The sequence below is a fragment of the Embleya sp. NPDC059237 genome, from assembly GCF_042754105.1.
GTDB lineage: Bacteria > Actinomycetota > Actinomycetes > Streptomycetales > Streptomycetaceae > Embleya.
Genome location: NZ_JBHZAE010000024.1, coordinates 68,927 through 81,160, shown reverse-complemented (window position 1 = coordinate 81,160; position 12,234 = coordinate 68,927). Strand labels below are relative to the sequence as shown.

Genomic DNA, 12,234 nt, shown 5'->3' with positions numbered 1-12,234 from the left:
TCGTGGGTGACGAGGATGTGAAGCAGTTCAACGTGTATCTGCCGATCTCACTGATCAAGCAGGTCAAACACCGTGCCATCGAGTCGGAGCTGTCGCTGTCGGCACTGGTCGCCGCCGCGTTGCGCGCCTACCTCGACGACACCCCGGGTGAACGAGAGCCATCGTCCGAAAAGGAGAGCTGACATGACGACCGAGGGCATCGAGGCCGTGTTCCTGGAGACGCACAACTGGGGCAAGGCCGCCAAGTTCTTCCAGGGACTGGGCTACGAGTTGGAGTTCTCGACCGGGCACAACTCCGGCCGACTGCGCAACGGCGACGGGCCGTTCGTATTCATCGCCGAGGTGCCCGAGACCCGGGAGCCCGGGATGCGGCTGGTCCTGCGGGTGCCCGACGAGGACACGTTCCGGCCCGCCGACGGGGTCGAGGTGGTCACCCCGTTCGAGGACACCCATTACGGGACCAGGGAGATGACCGTCCGCGACCCCGACGGGCGGGAGTGGACCCTGTCGGCGCCGGCCCGACAGTGAACACCCCCGACGTCGACCGAACGGAGTGACCCATGGCCGACGAACGCATCGCGACGCCGGACGACACGGCGTTGCGGGTGGCCCTGTGGCGGGCCCTGCACCTGCGCCTGGATCCGGCGCCGCACGTCTTCGAGGACGACATCGGCCTGCGCATCGCCGATCCCGACCCGGACTGGCGCAACCGGCCGGACATGGATCCGGACCTGACCCGTTGGTTCCGGGCCGCGATCGTGGCCCGGGCCCGCTTCATCGACGACCTGGTGATCGAACAGGTCGAGCGCGGAGCGGAGCAATATCTCGTCCTCGGCGCCGGATTGGACACCTTCGTCCAGCGCCGACCGGAAGTCGCGGCCCGGCTGCGGGTGTTCGAGGTCGACCAACCCGGTCCCCAGGCGTGGAAGCGCCGGCGACTGGACGAACTCGGCTACGGCGTCCCGGACCGACTGCACCTGGTGCCGGTCGACTTCGAGTCGGGCGCCTCGTGGTGGGACGAGTTGACCGCCGCCGGATTCGATCCGACCCGGCCGACCGTGGTCGCCTCGACGGGCGTCGCCCTGTACCTGACCAAGCAGGCCAACGCCGACACGCTGCGCCGACTCGCGACGCTGGCCCCCGGCTCCACGCTGGCCATGACGTTCCAATTGCCGCCGGAGCTCCTCGACTCCGACGAACATCGCGCCGCGTTCCGGATCGCGATCGAGGGGGCAAACGCTGCCGGGACGCCGTTCGTCAGCTTCTACCCACCGGAGGAACTCCCGGAGTCGGCCCGCGAGGTCGGTTTCGCCACCGCCCGACACGTGTCGGCGGCCGAGCTCAACGAGCGCTACTTCGCGCACCGCCCGGACGGACTGCGGACCTCCAGCGGCGAAGAATTGCTCGTGGCGACCACCTGACCGGGCGCCCGCGTTCGCGAATGCGGACGGTCCGCTCAGCGGCGCGGGCAGCCTCGGGTGGCCTCGGTGTGCGAACTCTCGAAGAAGGTTCGGCCGCCGCCGTAGCTCCACGGGAGATGGAAACCGTGGTGGTCGGTGGCGTCGAACCGCATCGCGAGTTCGGACCAGCGCTGCGACTTGGCCAACGCGTAGCCGAGCGCGCTGTGATCGGACAGCGCGCTCGGCGGGCGCGGCGAGCCGTCGACCGGGTAGCGGTCCAGCGCGGTGTCCAGGTCGCGCTGCCGGGACTCGGCGAGCCAGAAGGCCGTGTCGTCCGCGGCGCCGTCCCCGCTGCCGTGCGTGTGCAGCGCGTACTCGATGTGCGCCTCCACCACGAGGATCACCAGGGGCGAACCGTCGGGCGCCGCGGCCGCGGCCGTGCGGGCGAACGTGTACATCTCGTCGTGCGATCCGCACCATTTCTCGCACAGGTACTGCAATGCCGCGTCGTGCCCGGCGCGGTGGTGTGGATCGCGCTCGCGCAACGCCGCCCATCGGGCGTCGAACACATCGCGCCCGACGCCGAGTCCGCGGCAGACCCACAACCACGAAACCCACGGGGTGGGATCGTCGCCGGCGGCCTCGGTCGCGAGCAGGCAGGCGCGGTCGGCGTCGGCCAACAACTCCCGGAAGTCGGCGAATTGCCGTCCGCCGGTGAGGCTCGCCTGCTTCGCGGCGCGCGCGTTCCAGGCCGCGCGCACCATCGCGGCGGCCATCACCACCAGCGGGTCCGCCGATTCGGGGCGCTCCGCGCGCCACTTCCACACCCATTCGGGGTGCAGCGCGGCCGCCTCGCCCAACGCGGTCACGGCGACCACCCGCCGTGCCCAGTCCCGCCCCACCCGCTCCAATAACGCGGCGGCCGGCGTGAAATCGCCGTTGCGCGCAAGGCCCTGCGCGACCGCGCGGACCTCGGCGTCGTCGAGCGCGGCGTCCGACACGAACACAGGCACCGGCGCCGATCGCGGCGACGTGAAACGACCCCAAGCTGACATGGGCAAGGATCCTATGCGTCATCCCGACCCTCGGTCAGGAGGAGCGGGCGGGAATCGAGGAACGTCCACCCCCGGGGCACGGGAACACACGTGCCGGCGCTCCCGGACCCCGCCCGTGCGACGGCGCGACCGGGAACACCGGGCGTCGGGGCGGTGGTTGCGACCGACGACATCCGCGTCCCGGGTTCAGGTTCGGCGCGCCCCCCGTCGGCGCAGGAACAGCACCGTCGGGCCGGCCCCGAGCAGGAGCGCGGCGGGCAGTCCCGCCCAGAGCAGCGGGCCGCCGAAGGCCCCGGATTCGTCGTTTTGCGCGGACGAGTGCCCAAGGTCGCGTTCGGGGCCACTGGGGCTCTTCGAGGCCGGGTTCTTCGTGGACGGTGTCCCGCTCGCCGGCGGCTTCGGCTCGCGCGCGGAATCGAGGGGCTGCGCGCTTTGCGCGTACGCCGGCCCGGATTCCTTGGTGCCGGCCACCGACACGTCGACCGCCAACGACCGCGACTCCCCTTCGCCCTGGGCGGCCACGGCGATGTAGTACCAGCCGGGGAGCATGTCGGCGACCTCTTGTTGCCGGTCGCTGCGATTGAGGAAGCGCACCGGACGGGTGGCGAAGGGGGCGACTCCCTTGCTGAAGATGTGCTCGGTGTCTTGGACACCCGACGCATCCTGGGCCAACTGCTCGCGGACCGGATTGTAGAAGTGGGTCTGCACTCCGACGATCTTCCTCCCGCCGCCGACCCGGGTCTGGAAGGAGAGGCTCTGGCCCCAGTCGAGACGGACCCGGTAGAAGACCCATTCGCCCGGGGTGACGGTGTCGGTGTAGTGGCCGGAGCCGGGCAGGATCGCCGCCGAGGCGAACGAACCACCGCCGCCCACGGGTCGATCGGGGCCGCCGGGTTCGGTGTACTGCGCGATGTTCCCCTCGGGCGGGCCCTGGTCCAGGACCTGGGGTTCGAGCATGACCTGGAGTTCGAGCGGCACCGGGGGTCCGGTTCCGCGGCGGGTCACCGAGAAGACCTGGCGCCCGGGTCGCGCGCAGCCGTTGCCGCCCTCGCCGGACGCCGTCCACCGTACGGATGCCGTGACGACCTTGGCCAGGTTTTGATCGAGCCCGGTGTCCGTCTTGCAGAAGCTGTTGCCGCGCTCGCCCAGTTGCTTCACGTCCAGGGCCTCGATGCCCTTGACCTTGCTGACGGTGGTGCCCGAGACGTAGGCGGTGTAGCCCGCGGGCACGTCCACGGAGTAGTACCCGACCTCCTTGTCCGTCAACTCGTCCAGGTAGTTTCCGGGGGCCAGGGCCGCGGCGCGGGCCGGATCCGGTCCACCGGCGACCGCGATCCCGGTCGGTTCGTAACCACGCAGTGTGCTGTGCCCGGCGCCGTGCGCCGTCGGTCCCAGTCGTGAACCTTCCGGCGCTATCGCCGGCGCCACCGCGAGCGCGACGGCGGCCGAACAGGCCGTGAGTGCTCTCGGTCTCATGCCCGGGAATGTAGATCCAATCGCGGTCGCCAACAAGCCATTCGCAAGCAGGAACCCGGATGACCGCAAGATGCCTTTTTGCCCACTTTTCGGGAGATTCCGGGGATGCACAGCCGGAGCCGGCCTTATCCCATTTTCCCGCAGGGGCGGAGTTTCACTGTGCACATCGAAACTCGAATTCGCCGATTCCCCGCCTTGCCGGTGCAATCCGCAACCGAGAAGAGGAAGAGCGGTCACGCCCGGGCGGGTGCGAGGCGAAGTTCGACTCTCGCGGGCCCCGCCGACCCGCAGAGTGATGTAACGCTCCGTGGTTGCGACCTGCACCGCGTGCGCGACGGAGAATCCGACATACACGATTCTTGGGAACGTTTCGGATATCGAGTCGCGCGATAACTGTGCAGATCGGAACCGACGCCTGGCGATAGAGCGCTCTGCCAGTGCAATGTGTAACTGGAAAAGTGAATCCCGGGCACGTCGCGCTCTTGTACTCTTGGCCAAAGAAGCCTGGCGCATCGGGACCGGTCGCCACAGGTAAAGACAAAGACTTATAACCGTGGAGCTCGAGCCTTCGAGCCCATGGCGTAATGGCGTACACCTTCGCGCGGCCTGCCTCGGACGGATGACATGTCCGAGTCGCATGGGATCCGCATTCGACCGCACGCCGATCCAAGAGATAGCGCTGGAGGTGCGATGAGCAAACCAACGGGAACCAACCCGTGGATTACTGCCACCGTGACCGAAGCGCCGGAGGTCTTGGACGTTCGACCCGTTTCCCCGACACCCGTCGTCACGCCGATCAAGCCGGGCCCCGGAACCGTATCTCCGCCGGACGGCGGTGGCCTCCCGTTCCGGATCCTTCAGCCGAACGAAAACGCTCCGTGGTGGTGGGTGGGATGTCACGGCGGCGCCGGGGTCGGCATGCTGAGCGCGACGTTCCCGGCGGGTCGTGACGCCGGCAGGCAGTGGCCGATACACCATGACAGCAGGTACACGAGGGTCATCCTGGTCGCCCGGACCAGTGTCCCCGGACTGCGCGCGGCACAGACGGCCGCGCGGCAGTGGGCATCCGGCGCCGTCCCACAGGTTCAACTCCTGGGGCTCGTCGCGGTAGCGGACGCGCCCGGCACCCTGCCGAAGCCGTTGCGCGATCTGGTGAAACTGGTGGCGGGCGCCTTCCCACGGACCTGGGCCATCCCTTGGATCGAGTCCTGGCGATTCGGTGAGACTCCCCCCCTCGCCGCTCTCCCGAAATCCCTGACCCAGTTGGCCAGAGATTTAAGTCCCCTGGTTGCGAGAAATTGAGGCTCAGTCTTGACATCAACCCTGATTTCTTCGGCTCACGATGTGCATGTTTGGGTGTTCGGCAAGACCTCACCCTCGCCCCCGCCGGGGAACAAAGACATGCCGCAGCCGAAGACGTTCTCTCCGGCCGGGACCGGGCTCGACACGGGCTTTGCAAAGGTTGCGGGTCTGGCGATCTACGGAATTCTGATCATGTCTTTCCTGACGGCGATCCTGTGCACCGCCAACATCTTGAAAGCACACAAGGACGGGGGCCAGGCATCTTTCGTGGGTCTCGGGATGTCGATGCTCACCGTGATCGTCTCGGGCAGCATCGTCACCATCTTCAACTGGGTGACGTGACAGTCGGCTCCTCCCAGTTCCCGTCGAATCGTTCGCGGCCCAGTCCGGAGAAAAGCGCATGGCTTGGATCAGAAGGGAACAGTCGGCAGGCTTCGGCTTCGACGACGATGAAGGCAGTCGCTTCGCTCAACCCGGCTTCATAGCCTCGGCGCTGGTAATCCTGTTCGTCATCATATGCGCCGCCTATGTGGTGATCGACGGCAGCGGTGGGGGCAAATCGGGCCCCAAAGCAGGGAAGCCGCCCCAGGCTCCGCCGGCGGCGACCCTGGGGCCGGTGGATCTCCCACGAGACCCCGACGCGCCTTGCCCCCACATAGCCACAACCGACGAACGTCTCCTCACTCGGCCGCCCGCGGACGTCGAATGGATATCCTTCCGCACCGTTCTGGTTCCCATGTCGCGCACCGTGGGACCGGCGGTCGTACAGGGCGATGTGGCTCGTTGTTACGCGCAAACTCCCACAGGCGCCCTTCTCGCCACGGCGCAGATCACCGTGCGCTACTTCCTGGCGGACAACTGGCCGAGGGTGGTCAAGAAACAGGTCGCGTCCGGGCCCGGGGCGGAAGCGTACGAGAACCAGCGCTATGCCGCGGAGCTGTCGCGAGGAGCGGCAGCCGCCCCCGTGCCGGGGACCGTCCCGCAGATCACCGGATTCAAGTTCGTCAACTACAACGCGGACGGAGCGGTGGTGGAACTGGCCCGCCGTCTCCCGGACGGCACGCTGCAGGCATTCGTGCACACGGTCGTCTGGAGAGAAGGGGACTGGAAACTCCAACTCGGGCCCGACGGCTCCGACTCCACCAGCGGCCAACAACTCACTTCACTCGAGGGTTTTGTTCCCTGGGGGGGCGCGTAACCACGTGATACAGAGCAAACGGCGAGCATGGCGGTCCCGTAGGGCAGCGGGAAAGCCTCGAAGCCGCTTCGAGGCCCTGGTGCGCACGGTGATGGTGGCCGGCGTTCTTCTGGTGCTGTTCACGTTGCAGAGCGGCCACCCGAGCATCGCGGACGACAAGGTCGACAAGTGGGCCGCGGGCTGCGTTTGGATCCCGGAGAACGCCGCGGGCAGCAAGTGGACCTACTACTGCGCGACCGACGACCCGGCGAAACCTCAGATCGACGTCGCCCCGGGGTTCACGGTCCTGGGTGGCAACGGAGACGAGACCAAGACCGACCACGACCTGGAGAACTGGCTCAAGAACGAGAGCAAGCTCACCGGTGAGGCTTTGACGGCCAGCGGAGGCGCCGGTCGGAATCCACTTACGAGCACTGATGAGCAAAACAAGTCGTTCGTGCTCCCCGGTGGCAGAGAAGGCGTCAATCCGTGTGTCCTCATGGACGGCAAGCACGGTGGCCTGAACAAGAAACGAGACGTCCCGTGTGTTGACGTTCGCGCCGATCTGCTCGCCAGTCCACCGACGAACCCTTGTTTGAGGCTGCCGAGCGCACAAGTGGCCGCGACGCAGTCCTGTCTGCGTGCGCACCCTGTTTGGCGCGAACTCGCGCCGCCTCAGATCGGGGATGTCCCGCCGTGCAGCGGGGGCGTGAAGAGTTCCTTGTGCCCCGACAGCGGAGTCATCACCACCAACGCGAAGGAGCACGAGGACGACGCGTTCCTGACCAAGCCCATCACCTTCATCCGCGAACAGAGTCAGACCGCTGTTCGCATCACGTTGATGTGGTGGATCACCTCGCCGGATCCGTTGATCAGCGAGAACAAGCGGGACTGCCAGCCGGACGCCGACAAGCCCACGGACGCCGAAAGGGCCGCGGCACGTGACAAAGGCTATCCGTGCAGCCGCAACACGGCCGATTTCCTGACCCGGTACACGAACCCCTTCACGTACACCCTGGCCCTGGCCTGCGTCGTCATCGCAGGGCTCAGACTCGCCTACACACGTGACGTGAGTTCGGTGCGGGACGTGGTGAAGGGCACCTTCACCCTCATCCTCGTCACCGGCAGCGCAGTGTTCGTAGTCAATCTCGCGGTCAAGGCCTGCCAGGTCTTCACCGACTGGATCGTCGTACGCGGGCTCGACCCCGAGACCACCGGATACGACTCCTCGGAACGCGCTCTCCAAGAGGCTGCGGACAGGTTCGCCAAGAGTCTCGAAAGCTTCAATTCCATCGTGCTGTTCCTGATTGCCGCGCTGATCATCATCGCGTCGAACATGGTCCAGTACTTCTACATGACGGCGCGCCTTTTCTTCGTGATCGTGCTCACGGGAACGCTTCCGTTGTCGGCCTCGGCGACGTCCACAGCCGCCGGAAGGAACGTTTTTCAAAAGCACATCTCGTATCTGGTGGCGTTTATCTTCGTCAAACCCGCGTCCATGATCATCTTTGTCGCGGGTGCGAGACTCTGGGCCCCTCCCGGATACGAATCGTTGAACTTGGCCGAGCAATTCCGCGGCCTGTTCGTACTCGCGCTCGTCACCCTGGTCGGACCCGCGACCGTGCGTGTCGTCTTCGCACTGACCGGCCCTGCCGCAGGTTCCAGCGCCGCAAACATCGGCACTGCCGGAGCCGTCCTCACGCTCGGCGCCCGACCCGTCACCGGGGCGGCGAACCTGCTTCGGCACAGATAGGTGATAACTGATGACCAACACGATGTCCCAGGAAGTGCGCACCTACGGCAACTGGCAAAAACCCATTTCTCCGGGGCTCGGCCGTTTGGGATTCGCGGGAACCGCAGCCGGTATTGTCGGCATGCTGTTCGTCATCATCGTGATGATGTTCTCGTTCATCGGCGCGATCGTTCTGGGCGTGATCATCGCTCTGGCCCTGGTGCCGATGGTCATGCGCGACAAGCACGGCCGAAACGGACTTCAGTGGGCAGTCGCCCGGACGTCCTGGTCTGCGGGCAAGTCTCGGGGGGCGCACCTCTACCGCTCGGGCCCACTCGGTCGGGTCGCCCTCGGAACGTGCAAACTCCCGGGCCTGGCCGCGGGATCCAAGCTGTTCGAGGCGAACGACGCGTACGGCCGGCCGTTCGCGATCGTCACGATTCCGGCGACCAATCACCACACTGTCGTCTTGACGTGCAGTGCCGATGGCGCGTCCCTCGTCGACCCCGCCCAGGTCGACACCTGGGTCGCGTACTGGGGCCATTGGCTCTCCCAGATCGGCCACGAGCCCGGCCTCGTCGCGGCATCGGTCACGATCGAGGCCGCGCCGGACACCGGCGAGCGGCTGCGTAGCGAGGTGGAGCTCAACCTGAGCCAGGATGCCCCGTCGTTGGCCAAGCAGGTCCTCCATGAGGTCACCCAGGCGTACGGCCAGGGCTCGGCGCAGATGTCCACGCGGGTCGCGCTGACGTACTCGGGCGCGGCCCGGGGATCGCGGGCCCGTCGCAGCGCCGAGGACATGGCGGTCGACCTCGGCATGCGCCTTCCAGGTCTGTGCAGCAGCCTCCAGATGACCGGAGCGGGACCGGCCCGGCCGATGAGCGGCCGCGAACTGACCGAAGTGATCCGGGTGGCCTACGACCCCAGCGTGGCGACTTTCATCGAACAGGCCCGCTCCAACCCGAAGAGCAGCCTGAAGTGGGACGACGCGGGTCCGACGGCCACCGAGGAGGCATGGGGCCACTATCGGCACGACAGCGCCTACTCGGTCACCTGGGCCATGTCGGAGGCTCCTCGCGGCGAGGTGTATTCGAGTGTTCTCACACGGCTGGTGTCACCGCACCCGGACATCATGCGCAAGCGGGTGACCCTGCTGTATCGACCGCACGACCCCGCGACCTCGGCGCGGTTGGTGGAACGCGACCGCAAGGACGCGATGTTCAAGGCGAAGCAGGCGAAGGTCGAGAACGCACGCGACTCCATCGCGGTGCAGGCGGCGAACCAGGCCGCCAAGGAAGAGGCGACGGGCGCGGGGCTGGTCCGATTCGCCATGTTGATCACCGCGACGGTCAACGAGGCCGCCGACATCAAACTCGCGGCGTCCGCGGTGGACAACCTCACCGCCTCTTCGCGCATTCTCGTGCGCCGCGTATACGGGTCTCAGGCGTCCGCCTTCGCGGCGGCTCTGCCGCTCGGCCTGGTCCTGCCGAACCATCTCAAGGTCCCGCAGACGATTCGTGAATCCATGTAGAAGGCCGTTGTTCGGCCGGACCCGCATTCGTACCCAAGGGGAGCTGAGCTTCGTGACAAGTCACACCTCGATGAGCGAGGAACACTCGCTCGACGGGGGCGCGCCGGTGCCGCCTCCTGCCTCGGTGGCCAAGCGTGGACGCGGTCTGAGGAAGCAAGGGAAGAACGTCGACGTCGCGCGGCCGGAGCAGCCCAAACGACCCATTGTTCGCCTCCCGGGACCGCGCGGCTACCGAGGCTGGGCCAAGGGCACTCCGGGGTATGTCGAGACCCCACCGGAGTGGCGGGGAACAACGGTTCAGGTATGCGGCCTGTGGCCGTTCGGAGCCGGTTCCGGTACACCCAGTGTCGGGGTTCCGTTGGGACGGTCCCTGGCGGGTGGCGCGACCGTGTGCTGCGACCCGGTGAGCTGGTTCACCCGGGCCAACCTCCTGTTGAACCCCAGCGAGTTCGTCTTGGGCAAGCCGGGGCTCGGCAAGTCCACCATCGTGCGTCGGCAGGCCTTGGGGCTCGCGGGGTACGGGGTCAACCCTGTGGTGTTCGGTGACCTCAAGCCGGACTACGTGGACCTCATCCACGCGTTGGACGGGCAGGTCATCACTCTGGGGCGCGGGCGCGGCTACCTCAACGTGCTCGACCCCGGCGAGGTGACCGAGGCCGCCGAGCGGCTGCCGATGAAGGCTCGAACAGCCCTCCTGGCGGAAGCGCACGGAAGGCGTCTGAACGCGGTCGCGTCATTGGTGACCGTGCTCCGCGGACGCCCGCCGACCGACCGTGAGGAGAGCATCCTCAACACCGCTCTGACGGTTCTGCACGACAGGCATCAGGGCGTCCCGGTGATGGCGGATCTCGTGCGCCTGCTCCAGGACGCACCCGAGGCGGTCCGCGCGGTTGCCCTCGACCGCGGCGACATGAATCGCTATCGAACCATCACCGAGGATCTCGAGGCATCCCTGGTGGGTCTGCTCGGCGGCGGACGGCTGGGCGAGTTGTTCGCGCATCCCACCACCGAGGCGATGCATCACGACAAGCCCGTGTGCTTCGACGTCAGCAGCATCGACGACTCGGAGAGTCAGCTCCAAGCCGCGGCTCTCCTTGCCTGCTGGAGCTACGGGTTCGGCGCCATCTCGGTGGCCCAGGCGCTGGCGGATGCCGGGCTCGAACCACAGCGGCACTACTTCGTCATCCTCGACGAACTCTGGCGCGTGCTGCGGGCCGGGCGTGGCCTGGTGGACCGTGTGGACGCGCTCACCCGGCTGAACCGTCAGCGCGGTGTCGGCATGGCGATGATCACGCACACGATGTCCGACCTGCTGGCGCTGCCCGCGGAGGAGGACCGGATGAAGGCCAAGGGCTTCGTCGAGCGTGCCGGGATGGTGATCTGCGGCGGGTTGCCCGCCGCGGAGATGCCGCAGCTCACCGAAGTCGTGCACATGACGGAGTCGGAGCAGCAGATCATCACCGACTGGTCCACGCCTCCCTCGTGGGACAGCGATTTGGGAGCGGACTCGGCCCCCCCGGGGCGCGGAAAGTTCATGGTCAAGGTGGGTGGTCGTCCGGGCATTCCGGTGCAGGTCGAGTTGACGCCGTCCGAGATGCGGATCAACGACACGAACCGAAAGTGGACAGCGACGTGAATGGGCGAGGACACCGTGCGTGGCGCGGCCTCACTCGGTGGGCGGCCCGAGTGCTCGTCGTCTGTGCCGCAGTGCTCCTGGTTTCCGTCGCGGGCGGCGTTGCACCGGCACAGGCCGGCCGTGCTCCCGCCACGCGCCCCATGGATCCGCCGCCACCCGCGAGCCCGCCACCACCTGCGGCCTCGCCGACTCAGCAACCGCTGTGTCTGCAGGTGCCCCGGGATCTCCAGGGATCCAAATTTCGCGTCTATTGTCCTGGAAAAATCCCGTACACATATCAGAATTACGCCAAATGCGGCGCCATGGGCAGAACCAGCGACCGTCCGAACGGCTACCAGAACTCACCGGGCATTGCACTCAGCACGACCTGCGACTACGACTCCGTCTCCGGCATGGAGAACTGGCTCAAGGACAACAAGAAGAAGGTGGGAAACGAAAAATTCCCCAACCCGCAAGGAATCAGCGAAAATCCGTGTAACGCGCTCATCGAAGAGGAACAACGCGGATGCGCGGACGTCAGAAAGTCCAACTACAAGGACCTGAAGACCCACCCGTGCATGTGGCAGAACCCGGCCACCGACAAACCTATTCTTCCGAAGTCGGACCAGGAGTACTGCTTCGCCGACAACCCCTGGTTTCTGGACGGCTACAAGCCTCCGGGCAGGGGTGATAAGAACGAATACAACACCAGGGATTATTCGGCTCCCAAGGAGCTTTCCGATCCTCTGATGAGCATCGTTGGTTTCCTGGTGTGGGGCTGCCTCGCCGGATGTCTCCTTTGCGCATTCTATTGTCTTTTCCAGATCCACAAGGCATATCGCGACGGCGGTCAGATCGCGGGCGGTCTGTCCTACGTCTTCGCCGGCAGTTTGATTATCGGCAGCGCGTCGGCAACAACCCAGTTCCTGCTCATCGGCTGACGCTC

Annotated in this window: 12 protein-coding genes; 10 read left to right on the top strand and 2 right to left on the bottom strand. The window is 66.7% G+C overall.

Annotated elements, in window-relative coordinates; all coding sequences use genetic code 11:
• The first annotated feature begins 2 nt into the window (after positions 1 to 2).
• The 3 genes from ACFXKZ_RS46070 to ACFXKZ_RS46060 are packed head-to-tail and all read left to right on the top strand — an operon-like array spanning position 3 to position 1,421.
• A complete protein-coding gene (locus tag ACFXKZ_RS46070) occupies positions 3 to 182 on the top strand; it encodes a ribbon-helix-helix protein, CopG family (protein ID WP_380012165.1) in 180 nt (59 codons plus the stop codon).
• A gap of 1 nt (position 183) precedes the next feature.
• Positions 184 to 528 (top strand): VOC family protein, encoded by a 345-nt coding sequence (locus ACFXKZ_RS46065; RefSeq protein ID WP_380012162.1) that lies wholly within the window; start codon positions 184 to 186, stop codon positions 526 to 528.
• Between the two features lie 32 nt (positions 529 to 560).
• A complete protein-coding gene (locus tag ACFXKZ_RS46060) occupies positions 561 to 1,421 on the top strand; it encodes a class I SAM-dependent methyltransferase (protein WP_380012159.1) in 861 nt (286 codons plus the stop codon).
• A 35-nt stretch (positions 1,422 to 1,456) separates the two neighbouring features.
• Here the strand turns inward: ACFXKZ_RS46060 and ACFXKZ_RS46055 are convergent, their stop codons facing one another.
• Positions 1,457 to 2,413 carry a hypothetical protein gene (locus tag ACFXKZ_RS46055; RefSeq protein WP_380012156.1) on the bottom strand — a complete coding sequence of 319 codons (957 nt, stop codon included), beginning with the start codon at positions 2,411 to 2,413 and terminating at the stop codon, positions 1,457 to 1,459.
• A gap of 228 nt (positions 2,414 to 2,641) precedes the next feature.
• Complete coding sequence (locus ACFXKZ_RS46050) at positions 2,642 to 3,931, bottom strand: hypothetical protein (RefSeq protein WP_380012153.1); 1,290 nt, start codon at positions 3,929 to 3,931, stop codon at positions 2,642 to 2,644.
• A gap of 624 nt (positions 3,932 to 4,555) precedes the next feature.
• Between ACFXKZ_RS46050 and ACFXKZ_RS46045 the strand changes: the two genes are divergently transcribed.
• The 7 genes from ACFXKZ_RS46045 (at position 4,556) to ACFXKZ_RS46015 (ending at position 12,229) form a co-directional block, all read left to right on the top strand.
• Positions 4,556 to 5,233, top strand: a complete 678-nt coding sequence (locus ACFXKZ_RS46045; protein ID WP_380012150.1) for a DUF6668 family protein — start codon at positions 4,556 to 4,558, stop codon at positions 5,231 to 5,233.
• Between the two features lie 54 nt (positions 5,234 to 5,287).
• Positions 5,288 to 5,575 carry a hypothetical protein gene (locus tag ACFXKZ_RS46040; protein WP_380012147.1) on the top strand — a complete coding sequence of 96 codons (288 nt, stop codon included), beginning with the start codon at positions 5,288 to 5,290 and terminating at the stop codon, positions 5,573 to 5,575.
• Positions 5,576 to 5,633: 58 nt separating this feature from the next.
• Positions 5,634 to 6,431, top strand: coding sequence for a hypothetical protein (locus ACFXKZ_RS46035; protein ID WP_380012144.1), 798 nt, complete (start codon positions 5,634 to 5,636; stop codon positions 6,429 to 6,431).
• Between the two features lie 79 nt (positions 6,432 to 6,510).
• Positions 6,511 to 8,163 (top strand): hypothetical protein, encoded by a 1,653-nt coding sequence (locus ACFXKZ_RS46030; protein ID WP_380012141.1) that lies wholly within the window; start codon positions 6,511 to 6,513, stop codon positions 8,161 to 8,163.
• A gap of 10 nt (positions 8,164 to 8,173) precedes the next feature.
• Positions 8,174 to 9,673: an SCO6880 family protein gene (locus ACFXKZ_RS46025; protein WP_380012138.1), complete on the top strand. Its 1,500-nt coding sequence runs from the start codon at positions 8,174 to 8,176 to the stop codon at positions 9,671 to 9,673.
• A gap of 403 nt (positions 9,674 to 10,076) precedes the next feature.
• Positions 10,077 to 11,309, top strand: coding sequence for an ATP/GTP-binding protein (locus tag ACFXKZ_RS46020; RefSeq protein ID WP_380012135.1), 1,233 nt, complete (start codon positions 10,077 to 10,079; stop codon positions 11,307 to 11,309).
• A gap of 71 nt (positions 11,310 to 11,380) precedes the next feature.
• On the top strand, positions 11,381 to 12,229 hold the full coding sequence (locus tag ACFXKZ_RS46015) for a hypothetical protein (protein WP_380012132.1): 849 nt from the start codon (positions 11,381 to 11,383) through the stop codon (positions 12,227 to 12,229).
• Positions 12,230 to 12,234 lie beyond the last annotated feature (5 nt).

Bases quoted from the DNA above. Each gene is read 5' to 3' on its own strand.
- ACFXKZ_RS46060 (WP_380012159.1), top strand. From the start codon at position 561: ATGGCCGACGAACGCATCGCGACGCCGGACGACACGGCGTTGCGGGTG.
- ACFXKZ_RS46045 (WP_380012150.1), top strand. From the start codon at position 4,556: ATGTCCGAGTCGCATGGGATCCGCATTCGACCGCACGCCGATCCAAGA.
- ACFXKZ_RS46050 (WP_380012153.1), bottom strand. From the start codon at position 3,931: ATGAGACCGAGAGCACTCACGGCCTGTTCGGCCGCCGTCGCGCTCGCG.
- ACFXKZ_RS46065 (WP_380012162.1), top strand. From the start codon at position 184: ATGACGACCGAGGGCATCGAGGCCGTGTTCCTGGAGACGCACAACTGG.
- ACFXKZ_RS46035 (WP_380012144.1), top strand. From the start codon at position 5,634: ATGGCTTGGATCAGAAGGGAACAGTCGGCAGGCTTCGGCTTCGACGAC.
- ACFXKZ_RS46025 (WP_380012138.1), top strand. From the start codon at position 8,174: ATGACCAACACGATGTCCCAGGAAGTGCGCACCTACGGCAACTGGCAA.